We start from the raw sequence: 20161 nt of genomic DNA, 5'->3' as shown, positions 1-20161 counted from the left end.
TAAATATTTTTACTAAGCGAATGCTACGATACAGTGTTCTGCAACAAAGAGTGTATGGCGCGGTTTCAGGCGTGTTATGGAGAAATTTGCTACTTAAAATTTTGACTCTCTAAAATATTTTTTAAACTGACACCCAGCGAAGCTCTGCAATAACGAGAGAGCGTAATTATAACGATCGTTATAATAGAAAATAGAATGATTTTAATTGCTGGTGAGTTAACTCAATCGCATTGCCAAAAAGTTAAAACTCAGTCGCACTTCAACCCCATATTTTATATGGATATTTTATTATTTCCATATCATTAACGGCATCATTCTAAAAATTAAAAATAGACTCTTTTAAAAAAACGAGAGTCTATTTAAGAATGAATTTTAATTCATAAAAATGAGAAATTACGCACAAATTAATTATACCGGCGTAAATCGCGATCCAATTTACTTAAAAACTCGTACCCGTCATTGGTAATGAGAATCATATCTTCCAGCATAATCGAACCCATTCCGATACCGTAATAAGGCGTTTCCAGGCTTAGGACCATACCTGGCCGGAATGTTTCCGTTGCCAATGTGCTAACAAAAGGTGCTTCTTCCAGCCCCAAAAATACACCATCGCCGTGGCCAAGATGACCACGGTTATAATGCGGTAACCCGGACTTTTTGATCACATCCATAGTGCTATCAAATACGTCTTTTAACTTAACGCCCGGAGCAACCATCGAGAGCATATGCTCATGGCCTATTCGGATAGTGTTATATATCTGTTGTGTGAGTTCATCCGGCTCCCCCAAGACAAATGTTCTGGCAAGATCGGCACCATAACCCGCGACATCTACTCCACAGTCGAACTTAATTAAGTCGCCAGGCTTTGCCGGGGTTTCATCAGGGAACATTTTAGGTGAGAAATTATCACCAACTGAAATAAGATTAAAGCGAGAGAAATTGGTCTCAGGGAAAGTCATGACAGCAGCTTTAAATGCAGCGGTCAATTCGGTAGCGGTACACCCCACTCGGATATGCTTCGCCGCGCTGGCGATACCAAACTCAGTGATTTCAGCACTTTTTCGCAGGTGTTGAATTTCCCACGGGCTTTTAATCATTCGTATTTCATTGAATAACGCTGTCGAGTCAACCAACTTCAGCCCAGGGGCCACTTTATCTAACACACTTTTACCGCCGTTAGACATAGCCTGTAATTCAATAGCAATGGTCTTATCCAACACTCCTGCGCTCTCAAGGGCATCTTTCACCAAACCAAAGACAGCCTCGATCGGTGGACCAATAGGGCGTTCACGTTTTTTCTGATGATTCAGTGGGTTGCGCGGGTCATCAACATCCACCCACACCGGAAAGGTTTTCAGCGCCATATTGGGCATATCAAAGTATGTACTGGCAGCTTCAAACTCATTCATGATGATTTGAGATGGAATACTTTCATCACGAAACATAATCGCGACAGCTGCACCAGTATGCCGGAAGGTATACATAAAGAAACTGGCAAAACCGGTCAGGTAGTAGAAATTATCGCAGACGGTGACAACCAAAGCATCAAGCCCTTCTCGCTCCATGACCGTACGAGCTTTACGACTGACCGCATCTAAATGAGCAATTTTTTCTTTATTCACCGAAACATCCTTCAGGGCTTACTTTATCTGTAAGCTGAATGATATACCGGTTATGGGCGAGATTCTAACGGGCAATCAAGGCAACTGCCAACACCAGGAAGTTTATTACGCTGACAGCAAGTACGGCGCTCTATCCCCCCATTACGCGGAATAACAGTACGATAGAGCGGATTTTCTCGCCCATCAGGCAAGTTTGAGGTGAGAAAAAGATTTTCAATAATGGCGTCATAGCCCTCAATTGGGCCTAACTTATTTGCGAATTCGCGCAGATACCAAAACATCAAATAACCTATGTTATTCCATATCAGCCGGGTATTGGCTTTTGGCTGACGTTCTATTCTCTTCATAACAGGAATAATATGATGATCGAGTAATAAATAGAGCCGTTGCAGTAAAGATGACGGTGAGTTATCTAACCAGTCGTGTTGGTAGTAGATAGTTTCAGGCCGCCCAGTTGCGTGAAATTTAATGCGAACTCTCTCTGGACGGGTATCAATCGTTGCAGGTAATGCCAGTAACATCAAGATCATCGGTGGGATAACCAACCCGAAATACCATTGCCCCCATAATGAATGCAGCGCTTTATGATTTGGGTTAAGCCCAGTCTCGCTGTAATAGTGATTCTCATAGTTTTGCATCAATGCTGGCAGACTATTTTCAGCCGACCACTGCTCAAGCAATACACTATCTTTGGGTATATCTACCGCATCAACATAAAACGATTCTGAGAAGTGCACGAATGTGCGGGCGAACAAACTGGCGATTTCATCAGAAATCGCAGTTGTTGAAGGGTAAATCACTTCAGCCGCATTCGCCACAATCCATACTCCACGGAACTCATATGGATGATATTATTACACTCAGTGATAATGATTATCAATGAAGTTAATTAATAATTCTCAACAGCATTAAATGCTAAAATAATCATCTACGCAGGCTATGTTAGAAATTGCTCATGATTTTTATCTTCACTGATTAATCAACCCGATAATTGACTGACATAACGCCTTTCTTCTCTGAAATTGACTGCACAGTAACCTTACCCAGTTCGTGCAATGAACCGACATGGGTACCACCACAGGCATAGGCCGATAACTCGCCAAAACCAACTTCGCGAAAATTACCTTGTATTGAAATCTGTCTGGGTAAATCTTGCCGGATAAATTCCTCCAACGCTGCCTGAATAATATCAATATCAAGTACCTGTGGGTTTTGTGTCCGTTTAAATGACACTCGCCCTTCCCCCGGCCAGTGATGTGCTTTCACTGGCTGCCAACCATAACCTTCACCAATATTCCCGATAAGATGCCCCGCTGAATGCATACGCGTATTTAATAAGCGGCGATCATTGTCCACACGAGCACAATAGGTTCCTGGCTTAATGGGTTTCGCCAGATAATGAACTAATTGCTCCTGCTGATGAACAACCCGCAACACTTGATTATCGCCTATATAACCGGTATCAGAAGGTTGCCCCCCACCTTGCGGATGGAAAATAGTTGCCAGCAATATCACGGCAAATTCCTCGCCATCCGGCGTACAGCTCAGTACATCAACATCCATTGTCAGCGTATCGTTCTCAAAAAATAGACGGGTCGTCATAATCATTATCCTTTTATCATTTCCATTATGATTATATTGCTGTCAGTCTGATGTGATAATCCGCTACATACTCAAAGGACTATTGCGCTGTGAGCACAAATCTTCCGCTAGCTTTACTGAGTGAAATGGCTATTTTTGTTAAGGTTGTCGAAACTGGCAGTTTTTCAGCTGTCGCCCGCCAATTGGGGGTTTCCCCTTCGGCCATTAGCCGCAGCGTCAATCGGCTTGAAAAAGCACTGGCAACCCGTTTATTGCAACGAACGACGCGTAAATTGCGTTTAAGTGAAAGCGGCGAAGAAGTTTTTAAACGCTGCAATACCATGCTCAATGCAGCCAACTCGGTGATGGAGATCAGTGGCCAATATAGTCAGGAACCGGAAGGGCTTATTCGCGTCAGTATGCCAAAAGCGGTGGGACGATTTGTGGTCCATCCCCATATGGCTGAATTTTTACAGTGCTATAGCAAAATAGATGTGCAACTGATATTAGATGACCGCTATGTCGATTTGATTGATGAAAATGTGGATTTGGCCATTCGAATTACTGACCAACCCCCTCCGGGAATGATCGGACGGCAGTTGATGGATATCGAACATCTATTGTGCGCAACCCCTGAATATCTTGCTGCCCAGGGTACACCGCTGCATCCCCATGATTTAGCTCAACACAGCTGTATTTATCTCGGAGAAACACCGGGGGACGCGCGTTGGAAGTTTCGTCAAGGGACTAAGGCTATCACGGTTGCAGTAAAGGGCCGCTACGCCGCTAATCACACCGGTGTCAGGCTAGATGCAGTATTGCAACATATCGGTATTGGCAGTTTGCCCTATTTTACCGCCAGAACAGCCTTGCAGCAGGGACAGCTAGTGCAGGTATTACCCGAATGGCGCTTTATCAGCTCATACAGCGGCGGTTTATGGTTGCTCTACCCTCCAACACGCTATTTGCCCGCCAAGCTTCGTGTTTTCATTGATTATATTGTCGGTCGATTACGTGATGAACCCGATTTGCCGCCCCGCTAAATAATAGATTACCCAGCGGAGCGTTGAATCTTACGAAGCCGTCAGTGTCATTATGGTTTTTTCGCCAGCAGGGTCGCAAAACGCAGTTTTATCCGATTACCTTGTGCATCGGTTTTATGCAATTGCCCAACATCTTCGTTGTATTTAATGATGTCCCAATCTTTATAGTAATGGCGTAATTCACCCGATTTTAATGTGAAGGAAAAAGGCACAGTACAAGGGAAGTCATCAGTCGACATCGCGGAGATAATCAGGTTGTAACCACCAGGTAAGGTACACTCTTGCATATTATTGATAATATACGGGATTCTTTCTGGCTGGAGGAACATTAATACCACTGTCGAGAGAATAAAATCGTAGCGATTATCCAGGCTGGCTTCATTGATGTTATAGGTATTAGCGGTAATATTTAGCCGTTTTTCCTGTTCAATTATCTGTTGCAGATGACTAATACTGTCGCCATTTTTATCGACAGCTGTCACATCAAAACCTAATAAATTAAGATATAACGAATTACGTCCGGAACCACAGCCTAAGTCCAGCACTTTTCCGGGTTTCACCGTTTTCACCGCCTCAATCACTTCGGAATGCGTCGGTGTTAAATTATATTTCTTATGATAAAAATCTTCTGCCGTACAATAAAAACTGAGCTGGCATTGTAGATCATCTGAACACGCGGCAATACGGTGCCAAACTTGTGGTTCAATAAAGGGAGGCTGATTCTCACAAGAGAAGGAGTGTCTTTCCAACGTATTACCCGCTTCATCAAGGATCAAAAAATCCATTTCTCCACTCAGAATCGTCAATTTGGCCCATGTTCCGGCTTTGGTATTGTGCTTTTCACGAAACATCGCGGGTACGCCAGCGCTATTCCAGACAGGTAACTGTTTGTAGCAAAGCAAGGCTGATGTATTTTCCATGCTGATATTCCTCAGATAATTTAAAGATGCATTTAATATGCAACATATAGTACAGCATAAATGTTATTAAATGAAGCCGCCCTGGCAAGCAAGCTCACAGCCTCTCTAACTCATAAAACCAGTAGAAAATCGCGCAAAATAACTTTATGGGGCTTTAGACTTAGCCGCTTTTAGGCTCTCAATATGGCCTGCCAATTTTTGAATATCATCATCAGTCAAATGTGCTTTTGCCTTATTACCTCTACCGACAATCTTGCCATCACGCCGCGCGGTGAGCCCCTCAACGATTTCATTGCGAGATAACGATATCAGCGGTGGTGCTTTATCCAGCCCCTTTCGATCGGCCAGACGCCCATGACAACTTGAACACGTTTGTTTATAGATATGTTCGCCGTCAGTGGCGGCCTGAGCTGCGGCACTAAACACGATTATGCATGCAGCTAGTAGCGAGACTTTCATTATGCCCCCGCCGCCCATTGTTGGAACAATGTGGTCAGCGCTTTCTCATCCCGCGCCCCTTGATGTAACTCCGTTACCTTACCGTTACGGTCAATCATAAAAGAGGTTGGTGTGCCAATGACTTGATAGCGCTCCTGTGTAATGCCCAGTTGATCGCGAATGACGGGGTAACTGATGTTACGCTGCGCCAGCACTGGGGCAATATCCACCTGTTCCGGATCAGTATTAATCGCCACTACCACAATATCCTGCTGATATTGTTGACTTAGTTTATCCAACGCCGCCATCTCAGCCAGGCAGCCACCACAGCTTGCTGACCAGAAATTGAGGTAAACCTGTTTGCCTTTCCACTGTTCGAGTGCAACGGGTTTGCCTTGCAGGTCATAAGCCGCCAATTGGGGTGCAACTTCCCCCACAGCAACTTCTTCTTGCTTACAAGCGCTCAGCAATAACAGTAAAGCGCATAAACCGACCGTTTTACGCCACATGATGATTACTCTCTTCATTAAGATATTTACCGTGCTGGAGGCGGATAATCCGGTCAGCAACGCAGCCTAAATCCGGGTTGTGAGTCACCATCACAATGGTTCTACCTTGGCGATGGATATGGTTTAACAAATCCAATACCCGCTGCTCATTCTCTTCGTCAAGGTTACCCGTAGGTTCATCAGCAAAAATAATGGGTGGCTGATTGACCAGCGCCCGCGCAATGCATACCCGCTGCTGCTCACCACCCGAAAGTTGGCTAGGTAAGTGACTCATACGTGGCGTCATCCCGACCTGCTCCAAGACTTGGCGAGCCGCATCTTCGTCCACCACACTGTGATAATGCTGCGCCAACATAATGTTCTCCAGCGCAGTCAAATAAGGAATAAGGTGGAATTGCTGGAACACCAACCCAATCTTGTCTGCCCGGAATTTCCTGCGCCCTTCTTCATCCAAGCCAGCAGCATCAATCCCATCGAGCAATACCTGCCCTTCAGTGACAGTATCCAGGCAGGTCAGAATATTCATCAATGTGGTTTTACCTGAACCAGATGCCCCCATAATCGCCACAAACTCGCCACGATTAATACGGATATTAATATCTTCCAGTGCCGTCACTTGCCCAAAGCGTTTGTATAAATGCCGAGTTTCAATAACCGCATCGGTGTCGTGTTCAGGTTGCACCCGTAATAGTGACGAGGTCATTTGCTACTCTCCTTTCAGGACTTTAGCGGGTTCAATATGAATTGCCCGACGGGTGGGAACAATTGCCGCCACAGCGGCCACTAACAATGACAATACCAGCGTCAGCGGCAATACCGGCGCACGCAAAGCAATTGCCGCGCTGAATACTGTTTGCCCCAACACTTGTGCCAATATATAACCTAACAACGCACCGCAGACGGCTGCAGCCAGCGAGATAATCAAAGTTTCGGTTAACATCTGGCGGATAATGTCACCACCACTGGCTCCCAGTGCTTTTTGCAAAGCGAACTCTTTTGAGCGCTCGCCCACTATCGCCATTAAGGTGGTGTTGACGCATAGAGATGACAAAATGAGGATAACCACAGAGACCAACCCCATCAGCCCTTTTATCTTGTCGAGAACCTGCCCTTCGGAAGCTGAAACCTTACGAATCGGCCTAATTTCAAGATCCGGATATTGCTCACGAAGATGGCTGGCAAAGGTTTCAACCTGACCTACGTCATTACTGACACTCAACAATGCATTACTGATATGCCCCGGCTGATTGAGCCATTTTTGCGCCAACTCCAGATTGACGATCAACATGTTATCTGTGGCGTCGCCAGCCTCAACAATACCTTTAACTTGCAAACGTTGGCGTTCACTACCATTAACCAAAGTGAGAGTGTCACCCACCTTGACATGCAAACGCTCGGCTAGTTTGACGCCAATCATGGCATTGCGATCATCAAAACTAACGCCAATCCAGTTACCGGTCACTTGCCAATAAGGGACTAACTGTTGCAATGACTCAAACCACACCCCCATCAGCACTACTTTTTCCAGCTCAGTGCGTGCCATCCCATAAATATAGGGGCTTGAAGCATTGATCAGCCCTTTGGGCGCAGCATCAATAATTGGCTGGAAACGCCCTTGTTCAAATGTGCTACCGTGCCCAGGGCCAATGTAAAAATTCGCACCAAAAGTGCGTAATTCCTGACTCATTTTGGCATTAATATCGAAATACACCGCTGACATTGCCGTGACAATCGCTGCGCCAACTGTCAATGCCGCAAAGACAACACTGACCCGTTGCAAGCGCAAGCGCAGTGCACGCAGCACTAATCGCCAGAACATGCCATCCAACCCTTTATGCTGAATTGCCCGATGATTAACGGCCATAGAGCACCTCCACCGGATAAAGACGGGCGATGCGACGGGCGGGGAACCATGTTCCAATCACTGCAATTAAAACAGAAATCACCAGCACACAAGGCACCACCATCCAGGCAAAGCTCAGGGGTGCACCAAACAGCATCAGGCCGATGGTTTTTGCCAACCCCCACCCCGCCAGGCAACCCGCCAGCCCGCCAATCAAGCCGCTGATTGCCGCTTCAAGATAGAACAGCATCAGAATTTGCCACTGCCGAGCGCCCAATGCTTTCATTAGACCAATCTCTTTCGCCCGCTCCATAATCGTGCTGGTCATCAGCGACGCGATCCCCATAGCTGCTGCAATCAATGCGGCCAATGTCACCACCGCCAACAATAGCTGTATCTTTTCAATCACCACCCCTTCGGATGCGGCGACTTGCCAGATCGGCCGCACCACTGAACCGGATATTGCCTCTTCTAATTGGTGAGCAATGGAGGAAACATAAGCAGTGCAGTACCACAAGTCATATTCTTCGGCGTTGAGCGCTTCCAGATTTTCGCGCGCTTTACGCGATAGTTCATTCTCCGGCACCGTCAGAGCCGAGACTCGGATTGCCTGAACTGTCCCCGGCAGGCCAAGCAGCGATTGCACCGCGGCCAGTGGCAACACCAGGCGACTTTCCTCTTCACCACCACTGCTGAGCACGCCACTTATCTTCACTTTCAGCGGGCCAGAAGCTCCGTTAAGGTTCAGTTCATCACCGATTTTCCAACCGGTCTGTTGCGCCAGTTGCTTACCTAATAAAGCCTCTACTTCTGTGGCATCAGGTTTGACCGGCTCTTGCGGCCAGTTGCCCTTGACTTGCCAATAAGGGCTAATAATTTGTTGGCCGGTGTGATAATCCTCTTCATCAGGAACATCAACCGGCTGATTAAAATAGGTGCCTAATAGTGGGATATCCTGACCGTTAACCTCAGTTTCTCCACTCAGCAATGGCGCAAAACCCACAATATTGTTGCGCCAAAAAATATCTTTGATATTGGGTAATTCAGCCTGATCCAGAAAATCCTGGCCCGTGAGTGGGTTACTTTTCTCACCAAACAGGGATGGTAATGCCACCTGACCGGCTGGCTCAATCAGGATATTGGCACCATAAGACTTCAGTTCGCGGGACATTTTATCGCCAATATCTATCGACACTGCCAGTAGTGAAGAAATGAGTCCGGCGGCCAAAAATACCGTGAATACTGCCAGCGATTTACGACGGACATTCCGGAACCAAGACTGCTTGAGCATGCGCCACAACATAATTACGGGTTCTCCTGTGAGTCACTGTCTTCATCACTGAGAACCGGGGTGACAAATTGCTCTGGATGTTCGCGGAAGCGGTTGTAATTAGCCTCGGATGAGAAGAAGTAGGTTTTATCGCCATAACTATATTTATACTCAGCCTTTTGGTTAGTCAGGTGAGTTTTATCAACTGGATCAATGACATCTAAGGTAACAACCGTCGTGAAGTAATTCACGCCCGCCTCAAGAGAAGCTTTGGGAATAACCAACTCTTTATCATCGCTTTTCCAATCTTCCAACGGGATCGGGTTACATCCCCCTGCTTTGCCGATAGACGGAATGAAAATATGCACCGCACAGGCAACACAGATCACCTGATTACCCTCCATCACATAGCCCTGATCACCGCACAATAGGCAAGCGTCAAAGACCACACTCAGGCGCAAGCGATCGGGATAGCGGTTGATGATAAAGAAGCGAACAGCTTTACCATCATCAGCCACCCAGACAAAACGGTGCAATTTACCATCCCGCACTTGTTCGACGGGGATATGAACTAAGCCATCGGCGGCTAGCGTGACGGGTAAAGCTTCAGATAACTGAGGGGGTTGCGAGGCGACTTTATCCCAGTAAAGTTGGGCACCAGCCACCACTATCCAGGCAAGTAAGGAGAAAATAAAGATTCTGCGTACGTTACGGTAATCGGCCAAAGCTTTACGGTGCGCAATCGGCTCCGAATGTTCAGTCACTACTTCACTGGCACGGCGCAGTGGCAATAAATAGCACAAAGTTGTTATCGCCAACAGCAGCGCACAAATATAGCTTAACCAGGCATGCCCATTGGTCACTAAAGCGACATAACTGAGCAGTGATTTGGTTAACGGCAAGACCTGTAGCTTCATCAATAACAAGATTGCATCGCCACTCAGCGGCAAAATCAGCAATAGCGTTAACAGAATTAGCAGTGGCCAGCGGATAAACCGCAATTGCCTTACCATCATCAGCAGCAATACCGCACTGAAGACGTTCCAAGCAAATGCCACCACAATGGCGGCCAGATTAAGTAGCAAATCAGTATTAATCACATGAGTATTGGTAAACGCGCCCAGATTGGGGTTATTTCCCCAATTAAATGCAGCCCCCAATACCAGCAATGCTTGCCAGCAATAGCCTAATGCACGACTCGGAGTAAGTTGACTGAATAAAAATAATATCAATGCGAGGAGTTGAACCCCTGCCAGAGCTAACTGCAATTGCTGCGATTTAGGATAATGGGTACCGGCCCATATCCCCACCACCACCATAAGTATTGTTATCCATACGATGCGATTTAGTGCAGGCGCGGGCCTAACAACCCAACTCAGCCCCAGCAATAACGCAACAGGTAAAAAAGCTTGTAGTACGGAAACAAAAAAGTAACTCATTAGCACACCTTGGAGGGATCACAACACCTGCCAGTTATCACTGCTGACCTTACAGGAAACTGATAACACCCATTATCTGACCATTTATCATAAAGAAAAGCCGCGACAACGTTGTTGTCATCGCGGCCAGTGTTATCAATTCAGGCCGGTATATTTAAAGTCATAACTCACATCAAAAGGTTTCCACCAGCGACCGACACCGGTTTCGCTATCGGTATGGCGATGCAAACCCGCTTTGGATGGCTCGCTGATATGATAGGTAACTTTATAATTGCCTACGCCCATCATTTTGATGTTCGCACCATAGTGTGGGCCATCACTAGCAACCATAGGCATAAATGTGCCTTCTTGTTTAGCGCCAGTGTCTGTATTCACCAGGGTATAAGCGATAGTCAGGTATGGCATCCATTCACCGGCACCAAAACCATTTTTATTACCTTCAGTAGCATGAATGTCCGCTTCCAGATGGATATCGGCTTTCGCGGCAGGCAGGCCCATACCACGAGGTTCCATATCAATCGGTTGCAAATAAACCGCAGCAATTTCCATATCATTAATTTTGATAGGTTCGCCCGCAGGATACTCTTTAAAGGCAAAAGCAGCAGGTGCTGCAAAAATGCTGGCAATGATGCTGCTGGCAATAATCGTTTTCTTCATAGTCATGTAACACACCCTCAGGTATCAAATGATAAGTACAGTTTGTTATTCACACCGGCATCATGCCGGGCCATCATACTGAGATATTACTGAGCCGGAATAGCGCGCCCCCGCCGCTGCATTACCCACAAGGCAACCAGCGCAGCAATCAGCAATATTCCTTGAGGAATCAATGTTTCCAGATACGGATAGATCCCCAACCAACTAATTTCAGGTACACCAGGCAGCAGTGTTGGCTCAAACAATTTGCCTTCAATCAATTCAAGGACACTCTTACCGGCAAATACAAATGCCATCAGGTACATAAAACCACCGGTAAACATAAAGAAGGGTTTAAGTGGTAACTTGACGACGGTAAAGCGCATGACCAGATAAGCCACCAGCAAGATGACACAACCGACGCCAAAACCGGCCAAAATAGACAGATGACCGCTCGTTGTACTGGCGTCGCCCATCAGTGCGAGATAGAACAGGACAGTTTCAGCCCCTTCGCGGTACACCGCCAGGAAACTGGTTAGCCATAGCCCTATCATTGAGCCACTACTGAGTGACTTGGAGAATTTCCCCTCCAGATAGGCTTTCCATTGGCGTGCTTCCGTCTTTGATAGCAACCAATAACTCATAGAGAACAGCATCACCACAGCGATCATCATGGTGAAACCTTCTAATAACTCTCGGCTTTGCCCTGAATTTGCAAATAGCCACTGGAAGACAAAGGCCGTTAACACACTGGCAATTAAGGCCACCACCACGGATTGGCGAATCAGTGGTAACTTGTCTTGATGATTGTTTTTCACCAGATAAGCGACGATAGCCGCGACAATCAGCAAGGCTTCCAACCCTTCGCGGACAATGATCAGTAAACTGTAGATGAACAGGCTCCAATCAGTTTCATCCCCGCCACCGAGCATCTCAACCGCGCTGGATAGATCTTTTTGCAAGGCCGCGGCTTCCGTTTGTAGCTGCTCTACTGGCTGACCGGCTTTCATCAAACTGACTAAACGGGTGAAATGACCCTCTAATGTTGATTTAAACGCAGCATCACGCGCGCCAACTTTATTCTCCATACCGCTGGCTTCGAATAAATCAAAATAAGTATCCTGAACGGCCATCATTGCTGGCGTGGTTTGCCCGCTCTGGTACTGGCTGATAGCTTCGCTAATAGCCTGATTTATTTTGCTGGAAACAACCGCCCAATCGGCATTAGCCTGCCCATCAGAATTGGCATTTGAGTCAGAAGGTTGCCCTGAGACAGGTTGATCAGCAGTAACTTGCTGCTGTTCGCGGGTCGTTGGTAAGCCCGGCAATGTGTCTTCTATAGTTTGAAGTAAGCCCGTGACTCGATAGGCAACTTCGGTTAGTTGGTCAGGTTTGCTGGTTAAATCGATGAGAGCAGTAAATTGTTGGTTAATCGCCGCCGCTTGTTGTGCGGAACGATTGCCACGCACTGACATTTCCATTTCAGAGTTTTTAAACCCCAAATAGTGCGCCTGTTGCACACTTTGGCTGGCGGCGGCGAATTTACCCTCTTGATATTCAGTAATGGCCTGCGCCAATAAGTCATCGATAATCTTGAAACTTTGCTGCCAGTAAACAGCAATATCGCTATTTTCATAGGTTGCATGTTGCTGTTCAGCGGTAAGCTTATGGCCATCAGTCAAAATCGGCAGGACGCCCGTCAACTCACCTTTAAGCCAATTAATTTTATTATCAACCTCAGCTTGGGGTTTCCCCTCACCGATCATGCGCCGAATTTCACCAAAGGCGGCTTCCATTTGATAACTTTTTTGCGCCGAAATATTGATGCGAATCGGCCCTTCCAAATTCTCAAATACTTCAAAATAGGCCATTTGCACCGTGGTGCGGGCCTCATCATTTTTCTGCTGTTGGTATAACTGGGAGGTTTTATCGAGACGGGATTGGATATCATTGACCCACTGCTGATAATCTGGTGTCGCCCAGGCTAAAGAGCTGGATAGCCACCAACAGCAGCAAAGCAGGAAAAGTTTGTGCCAAATTCGCATAATGAGTGACGCACATGAAGTTGATAATGAGATTTATTAACATTAACACTAAACAACGGAAATGTGTCTTGATCCGTATCAAAATATATTTAGTCTTTTGAATTTTTGTTTAAAAATGCGGAATGCCTCGCAAGATTAGAGCGAGTAACAGCAATGAATAAGGCGGTTTGGTGATGAGTCACATTCAAACGGAATATGAACAGGTTCGCGCAATTATCGGTGATAATTTTTTAATAACGCTGCTATCTATCGGCCATGAATCGACAACTGTGGTCACGGATAGCTCTGGCATGGTTTTCGCTGAACAGCGCCTTACTGTTGGATCGAATCATGTTGCTTTAAGTTATTTTAAACATAACCCCCCCACGCCAGATGAGATGGAAACCGCTATTATGGTGGTGGAAGATGAGGTTATTCGCATCAGCCCGGCGGTGAATAAAACCTCACAACTGATTACCACCGATGGTTATATTGCTGAGATTGCACATCTTGCGGGCTTACCCACACAAGCGGAAATTGTTATGTCACTGGAGTCTGTTGAGCGGATGTTTGACCGACTGGCAGCCGTCATGATGGGTAGACCAGCCGCATCGGAAGGGATTCCCGCAGATAATGAATTTGCTGCACGTTTGCTGATTTTACGCGAATTTATGCATCATTTGCAGTTTTCTGCCATTACAGTGCTGAGATAAAAACGACATGATTGAGTGAGTATTTTGGCTAAAAAAAACTGACAGGGCCGTATTCGCGGACACTGTCAGTTCATAATAAATGGTCAGTTTCTTTTACTGCCGATGATAACTCGGCTTACTTACCGGTTTTTTTAACCAGATTATCCGCAGGTAATTCCCCTGGCAGATAATTAGGCAAACGCCCTGCCGGGAAGATAGCCAGTAGTGATAACAACGCCATAATCAATAAACCAAATTTCAGTGAGCGAAGACGGGCTTCTTCATTGACTCGCACCGCTTCCGCGACCTGCTCAGGTGTCGCAGTGGTTTGCGCCAACACACCTTGCAGGCGGTCATTACTGACGAAGTTGATGCTATCCATATTCACTTGCGCCTGAATTTCTGGCGTCAGAATTGGCGTTTCAGCCACGCCACGTATCACGTTGGCGCTGAGCAAACCAACCAGTAACGCGCCAGCGACAGCAGTACCGATGGCATTTGCCAGGTTATTCGTGGTACCACGTAATGAGCCAACATCACCGGCCAGTTCTTTCGGTGAAGCACTGACCAATACGTTGAACAGTAAAGTCACTAATGCACCCTGAGCCAAACCAAATACGACTAAACCAAACAGTACAGCGAATTCACTCCAGTTATTGCGCACCACAAATGCCAGCCACAACAGAGCAATGGTACAGGTGATGAAACCATAACGGCCAATCTTGCGTGGTGTCAGCTTCTTATAGAAACGAACAATCAACATCGCTGAGAAGAACACCGATAAGTTAAATGGCATCATGGCAATCGCCGTCGCCATCGGGGTACTGCCCTGTACTATCTGGATATACAGCGGAACCGAGAAGTTCAGCATAGCTTCCAGGGCAACCACCGCAAACATAGCAAATACAGCGGCTTTTTCAGTCGGTGAGCTAAGTACTTCCAGTGCCAATAAAGGTGTTTTGCCTTGTTCTTGACGACGGCGAGTCCAGACGACAAACGCCTGACCCAACACAATACCCAGTACAATCATGAAAGGTGCCGGAGAGAAGCCCAGCAGATCGAATGGCGCACCATCACGAACCAGACCGAAGCCCCAACGGTTCAGGTTGTTAAAGCCAAATGACAGCAGGATAATCGCCGACGCCGCCAAAATGACACCGAATACATCAATGCCAACTTCCGGGCGGCCTTGGTCAGACTTCAAACGGAAACTCAACACAAAGATGATGGCAGACAGCACAATCAAGATGCCGAACGCTGGACGCCAGCCGATATATGTTCCCAGAACGCCACCAATCAGGAATGCTGCCACACCGGCACCGGCACGCGCTGAGCCTAACGCACCGAGCGCCGTAGCCTGTTGCGTACCGCGGTAGTTTTCAGCAATCAAGGCCACCAGAGCAGGAACCAACGCGGCACCCGCCAGACCACTTAATGCCTGAGCACTGATCATCACGGTGACATTCGGGCTGAATGTCATCATGACCTGCGCGACACCAAACAACAGAACGGTACTGCGGAATACCACCAGCGGCCCGAAACGTTGGTTGAGTTTGGCACCCAACATCACGAAACCAGCAACAGAGAGTGAGTACATCACGATCGCCGTGGCAATCGTCGTTGGTGGCACATTAAAGCTCTTGACCATCCCACCTAACGCTACCGGCAGGGAGGCCACGTTAAATGACATCAGAATCTGGGCCAATGCGATGGTGATCATCGGCACCCAAGATTCTTTAACTTCCGCACCTGCGCGGTGAGTTGATTGATTCGCCATAAATATCTCTATCCTTTTGAAAAACAATATTGTTTTAAACTCAATCCGGTTTTACAAAGCGCGTTTGTCGCCACATAACCGGTTTTTTGAGCTTTACCTGACTCTCACGGCTCAACTCTTTTCGGTGTAAGGCTCAGAAACAAACATGTCCATCCCAAGACTACGTGATAAGAACCGGGCGGCCAGTTGACCTTTAACACTATTACCAGCGCTATCCAGTAACGGCGCAAAAGTCCCCAACCCACCTTTACCTGGTGACACTGTCACAATACCGCCACCAATACCGCTTTTCCCAGGAAGGCCGATATCATAAAGCCAGTCCCCAGATGTTTCGTACAACCCTGCCGTTACCATTACCGCCAATGCGTAATGGCAAACATCATTATCTACCACCCGCTCGCGAGTCAGTGGATTGACGCCCCCGTCTGCCAGTGTCGCGCCCATGACAGCTAAATCCCGCGCACTGACATTCAGTGAACATTGGCGCGTATAGAGATCGGTTGCGATAAGAGGATCACACCCGAGACGGCCATAACCTTCCAGCACATTAGCTATGCCACGATTGCGAAAATTGGTTTCACAGGCAGATTGATACACTTCTTCATTAAGGGTCAGTTCACGGCCAGCAAAACGGCACAAACCGTCATAAATGAATTTCCACTGCTCATCGCTGGTGGCACCAGGTACCAGGCTGGTCGTGGCAATAGCACCGGAGTTCACCATAGGATTAGTGCGCCCATCAGGTGCGCGCTCAATGGCAGTCACTGAGTTAAATGCCATACCCGTACTATTCACACCCAGTTTTTCACGGGCGACTTTCGCGCCTATGGCCTGGCAGACCAAGGCAAAAACAAAAGGTTTGGAGACACTCATGATGGTAAATTCATAATCTACATCGCCGGCTGAATGCACTTTACCGTTAGTACCGACCATGCAAACGCCAAATAGATTAGGAGGGATACGTTCTAATGCAGGATAAACCGTCGAAACGACACCTTCATTATCAGTGCTAAACCGTTTGTGGGCTTCTTGCACCAATTTAACCACAGTATCTGGATCCGGCAGATGCCCGGTGGATACGTAGTCGATAATTCCATTTTTGCTATCATCTGTAGGCATATAGTTACCTCCCGTTTAACTTCTGTTTATATTCCTGTCTTTCTTTTGCCTGTTAGGCTTATTTTAAGCGGCAGAAATACTTATACGTTTTAATTTATATGAAATAGTAATTATGATTTGCGCTTCTTTAACCTTTGGATTTATGAATTACTCATGAAATTCTTAGAGTAAGATATCCTAGGTTTAGAAAACTGTATATCAGTTGTTTTTGAATAGTTTAATTATGTTTTTACAGAGAAAAATTATCAGAACTGTTGCAATATCATCGTAATAACGATAAAGCAGGAAGGTTTTGCGGGGAGTAAGATAATGACAAACAGCAGATAAACATGTTATGCCGTATTAATCCGACATAATAGTATTATAGTATCGGTAAACAGCCCTTTAATAAACGCCAAACATTGAATAGCGATGCTAAGGGCCGACCAGCATATTAATACTTATGATAAATAGGGTTGTATCCAATTCAGCCCTGCCACGGTGCCTGCCCGCGGGTGATATTCACAACCAATCCACCCCTTGTAGTTAATCTCATCCAGTAGTCCAAATAAATAGGCGTAATTAATCTCACCTTCATCGGGTTCATGACGGCCCGGTACTGATGCAATCTGAATATGCCCATAACGCCCTGCGAACGCGGTAATTAAATGGCTGAGATTACCGTCCACTATCTGCGCATGGAATAGATCCAACTGCGTAAATACATTAGGACGGTTGATGAGGTTAACCAATTCCAATGTTTGATATTGGCTGGAGAACAGGTAATTAGGTTTTATCTTCGGATTTAACGCTTCAATCATGACATTAATATTATGCTCGGCAAACCGGTCAGCGGCATAACGCACATTGTCGATGAATGTCTGTTGATAATTTTTTCTGTCTGCGTCTACAGGTACCACACCAGCCATGATATGAATAGATGGGCAGCCCAGTGCCAGCGCATATTCCAAAGCCAAATCAATATCACGGCGAGCTTCTTTTTCTCGGCCCGGCAGCGCCGCCAGCCCCCATTCGCCAGCACTAATATCGCCGGGAGGGGTATTAAATAACACCTGTTGCAAACCTTGCTCTTTCAATTTCGCTGCCAATTGATCTGCTGGATAATCGTAGGGAAATAAAAACTCCACACCACCGAAACCCGCGTCTTTTGCAGACTTGAAACGTTCAAGGAAAGGAACTTCTGTAAACATCATAGATAAATTAGCGGCAAACTTAGGCATATTTAACTCCTTAATTCGGCGATTTCATCATCAGTTAGATAACGAATAGGTCGGTCACCCAGTGTAAATATCAGGCGTGCAGTTTCCTCTAACTCTTCCATATTGTCTGCCGCTTCTCGCAAACTTTTCCCCACGACGACCGGGCCGTGATTTGCCAGTAAAAAAGCACGATACTGCGGAGCCAACTTTGCCAACGCCTCCCCTAACCGAGTGTCTCCCGGACGGTAATATGGCACCACAGGAACATCGCCGACCCGCATCACCACATAAGGTGTAAAGGGCTTAATGGCATTACGACAATCAAGACCTCGCAAGCAAGAAAGTGCTGTTAAATAAAGGCAATGCAAGTGAACGACGGCTTCACACTCAGAATTATTAAGATAGATTGCACGATGAAAACTGATCTCTTTTGAGGGTTTATCACCCGAAATCCATTCCCCCCCTAAACTGACCTTTGATAGCCGTTCAGCATTTAATTCACCTAAGCAGGAGCCCGTTGGCGTCGCTAATAATGTGCCGTCCGCCAGTTTCAGTGACAGATTTCCCGCTGAGCCGGTGGCGTAACCTCGCTGGAAAAAGGAGGCCCCCAACTTGACCATATCTTCCCGCGCCTGCTGCTCATTCATACTGCGAACTCCGTTTGTGCTCTGGCAAAAAAGTTTTCATCACCAAAATTACCCGACTTCAACGCTAATGAAATGGGGTGGTCGGTCGATTTTACCCAAGGAACCCCAGGTGAGATGGCTGGCCCAATATGAAAAGCTTGGATACCTAATGATTGGGCGACAATACCGGAGGTTTCGCCGCCGGCCACGATGAAACGTTGGACACCTTGCAGTTGCAAACTCGGTGCTAAAGTCCCGAACAGATGTTCAACCGCCTCACTACTGGCAGCCGCACCCCACTGCCGCTGGATACTTTGTATGACCTCAGGTTCAGATGTGGCGTACAGTAACGGAGCCAACGGCCCAGAGATATTCTCCATCACCCAGGTACAGAGCTCTTTGGCATAGGATTCAGGTTCATTTAGACAACGGGTTATATCAATTGACTGGGCTGGAGCCTGTTGAACATATCGAGCGACCTGCCGATTGGTCATTGCTGAACAAGAACCGGATAACACAACACATAACTTGCCTTGCGGGGCACCGGTTAACGTGGCAGGTAAGTGATGCTGAACGCCTTTCATCCACTGCTGCGCCAGGCCGATAGCCAAACCAGAGCCCCCCGTCACCAACACCATATCGCGCACCGCTTCAGCCTGTGTCAGTAAGTGGTCGTCGTTTAAGGTATCCAGTACCACATAGCGAATGCCTTCATCTTTCAGACTGCGCAAATGTGATTTTACCGCATCAACACCTTGATCCATCATGGCGCTGTTGATCAAACCACTGCGCCCACGACTCTGCGCATCCATCAGGCGCAGGAGGTTACTGTCAGCCATCGGGGTCACCGGATGATGGCGCATCCCTGATTCAGACAATAATTGCCCCATAACAAATAAATACCCTTGATATACTGTGCGCCCATTAATGGGTAGCGCGGGGCAGATGACAGTTTGTTGCTGAGCAAGAGCATCCATTAAGGCATCAGTCACTGGGCCAATGTTACCTTGCGCAGTGCTATCAAATGTCGAACAGTATTTAAAATAGAATTGTGTGCAGCCCTGGTGTTGTAACCATGCCAAAGCCGCTAAAGAATCTGCCACGGCCTTCTCGGCTGAACCAGAGCGCGATTTTAGGCTGATCACTATAGCGTCTGCCTGCACCTGATAATCCGTTTGAGGTATGCCAGTGACTTGCACCGTCGACATGCCATTTTCCACCAAAAAACTGGCAATATCTGTGGCACCGGTGAAATCATCTGCAATAACGCCTAATCGCATCAGATACTCTCCTGTTCTTTTATCAAGCCAGATTCCATGACATATGCTGATAGCATTTTAGTGTGAGTCATAACCCCTCCGTGTTAATTTTGGTGATAATTTGATTCATTATGTTAAGGGTAGCCAGAGTGTCGCCGTATTAT

The 20161-nt window shown here is 46.8% G+C and carries 19 protein-coding genes; 2 read left to right on the top strand and 17 right to left on the bottom strand.

Going from position 1 to position 20161, the window contains the following annotated elements; genetic code table 11:
* Positions 1-404 precede the first annotated feature (404 nt).
* From QSV56_RS10395 to QSV56_RS10385, 3 genes are all read right to left on the bottom strand, one after another.
* Positions 405-1622 carry a M24 family metallopeptidase gene (locus tag QSV56_RS10395; RefSeq protein WP_050875214.1) on the bottom strand — a complete coding sequence of 406 codons (1218 nt, stop codon included), beginning with the start codon at positions 1620-1622 and terminating at the stop codon, positions 405-407.
* A gap of 50 nt (positions 1623-1672) precedes the next feature.
* Positions 1673-2440: a siderophore-iron reductase FhuF gene (gene fhuF / locus QSV56_RS10390; protein WP_046051036.1), complete on the bottom strand. Its 768-nt coding sequence runs from the start codon at positions 2438-2440 to the stop codon at positions 1673-1675.
* A gap of 157 nt (positions 2441-2597) precedes the next feature.
* Positions 2598-3224: an alanyl-tRNA editing protein gene (locus QSV56_RS10385; RefSeq protein WP_301212265.1), complete on the bottom strand. Its 627-nt coding sequence runs from the start codon at positions 3222-3224 to the stop codon at positions 2598-2600.
* An 89-nt stretch (positions 3225-3313) separates the two neighbouring features.
* Here QSV56_RS10385 and QSV56_RS10380 point away from each other — a divergent pair, with 89 nt between their 5' ends.
* Positions 3314-4246 (top strand): LysR family transcriptional regulator, encoded by a 933-nt coding sequence (locus tag QSV56_RS10380; RefSeq protein ID WP_050131230.1) that lies wholly within the window; start codon positions 3314-3316, stop codon positions 4244-4246.
* Positions 4247-4296: 50 nt separating this feature from the next.
* On the opposite strand, the gene tehB is transcribed toward QSV56_RS10380, so the two are convergent.
* From tehB to QSV56_RS10335, 9 genes are all read right to left on the bottom strand, one after another.
* Positions 4297-5166, bottom strand: coding sequence for an SAM-dependent methyltransferase TehB (tehB, locus tag QSV56_RS10375; RefSeq protein ID WP_046051039.1), 870 nt, complete (start codon positions 5164-5166; stop codon positions 4297-4299).
* 144 nt (positions 5167-5310) lie between these two features.
* A complete protein-coding gene (locus QSV56_RS10370) occupies positions 5311-5625 on the bottom strand; it encodes a cytochrome c (protein WP_019082979.1) in 315 nt (104 codons plus the stop codon).
* Entirely contained in the window at positions 5625-6113 is a 489-nt protein-coding gene (locus tag QSV56_RS10365) for a TlpA disulfide reductase family protein (RefSeq protein WP_005168973.1), read from the bottom strand. The genes QSV56_RS10370 and QSV56_RS10365 overlap by 1 nt, the downstream gene beginning before the upstream one ends.
* Positions 6103-6816: an ABC transporter ATP-binding protein gene (locus QSV56_RS10360; RefSeq protein ID WP_005164408.1), complete on the bottom strand. Its 714-nt coding sequence runs from the start codon at positions 6814-6816 to the stop codon at positions 6103-6105. The genes QSV56_RS10365 and QSV56_RS10360 overlap by 11 nt, the downstream gene beginning before the upstream one ends.
* Positions 6817-6819: 3 nt before the next feature.
* Positions 6820-7932: an ABC transporter permease gene (locus QSV56_RS10355; RefSeq protein WP_172653834.1), complete on the bottom strand. Its 1113-nt coding sequence runs from the start codon at positions 7930-7932 to the stop codon at positions 6820-6822.
* Positions 7933-7966: 34 nt separating this feature from the next.
* On the bottom strand, positions 7967-9259 hold the full coding sequence (locus tag QSV56_RS10350) for an ABC transporter permease (protein WP_050131228.1): 1293 nt from the start codon (positions 9257-9259) through the stop codon (positions 7967-7969).
* A gap of 2 nt (positions 9260-9261) precedes the next feature.
* Entirely contained in the window at positions 9262-10665 is a 1404-nt protein-coding gene (locus QSV56_RS10345) for a Fe-S-containing protein (RefSeq protein WP_050131226.1), read from the bottom strand.
* Positions 10666-10800: 135 nt separating this feature from the next.
* Positions 10801-11328 carry an iron transporter gene (locus QSV56_RS10340; protein ID WP_004390794.1) on the bottom strand — a complete coding sequence of 176 codons (528 nt, stop codon included), beginning with the start codon at positions 11326-11328 and terminating at the stop codon, positions 10801-10803.
* A gap of 80 nt (positions 11329-11408) precedes the next feature.
* Positions 11409-13346 carry an FTR1 family protein gene (locus QSV56_RS10335; RefSeq protein ID WP_301212259.1) on the bottom strand — a complete coding sequence of 646 codons (1938 nt, stop codon included), beginning with the start codon at positions 13344-13346 and terminating at the stop codon, positions 11409-11411.
* Between the two features lie 173 nt (positions 13347-13519).
* Here QSV56_RS10335 and QSV56_RS10330 point away from each other — a divergent pair, with 173 nt between their 5' ends.
* The gene (locus tag QSV56_RS10330) at positions 13520-14038 is read left to right on the top strand and encodes a hypothetical protein (RefSeq protein ID WP_046695081.1); all 519 of its coding nucleotides are present in this window, start codon (positions 13520-13522) and stop codon (positions 14036-14038) included.
* A 115-nt stretch (positions 14039-14153) separates the two neighbouring features.
* Here the strand turns inward: QSV56_RS10330 and QSV56_RS10325 are convergent, their stop codons facing one another.
* The 5 genes from QSV56_RS10325 to otnK all read right to left on the bottom strand — a co-directional run bounded on the left by QSV56_RS10325 (position 14154) and on the right by otnK (position 20018).
* The gene (locus QSV56_RS10325; RefSeq protein ID WP_005179195.1) at positions 14154-15794 is read right to left on the bottom strand and encodes an MFS transporter; all 1641 of its coding nucleotides are present in this window, start codon (positions 15792-15794) and stop codon (positions 14154-14156) included.
* Between the two features lie 111 nt (positions 15795-15905).
* Complete coding sequence (gene glsA / locus QSV56_RS10320) at positions 15906-16913, bottom strand: glutaminase A (protein WP_050158078.1); 1008 nt, start codon at positions 16911-16913, stop codon at positions 15906-15908.
* Between the two features lie 440 nt (positions 16914-17353).
* Positions 17354-18133 carry a 2-oxo-tetronate isomerase gene (gene otnI / locus QSV56_RS10315; protein ID WP_050158077.1) on the bottom strand — a complete coding sequence of 260 codons (780 nt, stop codon included), beginning with the start codon at positions 18131-18133 and terminating at the stop codon, positions 17354-17356.
* A gap of 2 nt (positions 18134-18135) precedes the next feature.
* Positions 18136-18759 carry an aldolase gene (locus tag QSV56_RS10310; protein ID WP_301212253.1) on the bottom strand — a complete coding sequence of 208 codons (624 nt, stop codon included), beginning with the start codon at positions 18757-18759 and terminating at the stop codon, positions 18136-18138.
* Complete coding sequence (otnK, locus tag QSV56_RS10305) at positions 18756-20018, bottom strand: 3-oxo-tetronate kinase (RefSeq protein ID WP_050162510.1); 1263 nt, start codon at positions 20016-20018, stop codon at positions 18756-18758. Before otnK ends, QSV56_RS10310 begins: the two co-directional genes overlap by 4 nt.
* Between the last annotated feature and the right edge of the window lie 143 nt (positions 20019-20161).

The sequence above is a fragment of the Yersinia sp. 22-579 genome (assembly GCF_030433455.1).
GTDB lineage: Bacteria > Pseudomonadota > Gammaproteobacteria > Enterobacterales > Enterobacteriaceae > Yersinia > Yersinia enterocolitica.
The sequence above is the reverse complement of the archived record's forward strand: the minus strand, read 5'-3'. Positions and strand labels throughout refer to the sequence as shown.

Coding starts and splice junctions, on each gene's coding strand:
- otnK (WP_050162510.1), bottom strand. CDS start 20,018: ATGCGATTAGGCGTTATTGCAGATGATTTCACCGGTGCCACAGATATT.
- QSV56_RS10330 (WP_046695081.1), top strand. CDS start 13,520: ATGAGTCACATTCAAACGGAATATGAACAGGTTCGCGCAATTATCGGT.
- otnI (WP_050158077.1), bottom strand. CDS start 18,133: ATGCCTAAGTTTGCCGCTAATTTATCTATGATGTTTACAGAAGTTCCT.
- QSV56_RS10310 (WP_301212253.1), bottom strand. CDS start 18,759: ATGAATGAGCAGCAGGCGCGGGAAGATATGGTCAAGTTGGGGGCCTCC.
- QSV56_RS10370 (WP_019082979.1), bottom strand. CDS start 5,625: ATGAAAGTCTCGCTACTAGCTGCATGCATAATCGTGTTTAGTGCCGCA.
- QSV56_RS10355 (WP_172653834.1), bottom strand. CDS start 7,932: ATGTTCTGGCGATTAGTGCTGCGTGCACTGCGCTTGCGCTTGCAACGG.
- glsA (WP_050158078.1), bottom strand. CDS start 16,913: ATGCCTACAGATGATAGCAAAAATGGAATTATCGACTACGTATCCACC.
- QSV56_RS10350 (WP_050131228.1), bottom strand. CDS start 9,259: ATGTTGTGGCGCATGCTCAAGCAGTCTTGGTTCCGGAATGTCCGTCGT.
- QSV56_RS10325 (WP_005179195.1), bottom strand. CDS start 15,794: ATGGCGAATCAATCAACTCACCGCGCAGGTGCGGAAGTTAAAGAATCT.
- tehB (WP_046051039.1), bottom strand. CDS start 5,166: ATGGAAAATACATCAGCCTTGCTTTGCTACAAACAGTTACCTGTCTGG.
- QSV56_RS10345 (WP_050131226.1), bottom strand. CDS start 10,665: ATGAGTTACTTTTTTGTTTCCGTACTACAAGCTTTTTTACCTGTTGCG.
- QSV56_RS10360 (WP_005164408.1), bottom strand. CDS start 6,816: ATGACCTCGTCACTATTACGGGTGCAACCTGAACACGACACCGATGCG.
- QSV56_RS10335 (WP_301212259.1), bottom strand. CDS start 13,346: ATGCGAATTTGGCACAAACTTTTCCTGCTTTGCTGCTGTTGGTGGCTA.
- QSV56_RS10365 (WP_005168973.1), bottom strand. CDS start 6,113: ATGTGGCGTAAAACGGTCGGTTTATGCGCTTTACTGTTATTGCTGAGC.
- QSV56_RS10340 (WP_004390794.1), bottom strand. CDS start 11,328: ATGACTATGAAGAAAACGATTATTGCCAGCAGCATCATTGCCAGCATT.
- QSV56_RS10385 (WP_301212265.1), bottom strand. CDS start 3,224: ATGACGACCCGTCTATTTTTTGAGAACGATACGCTGACAATGGATGTT.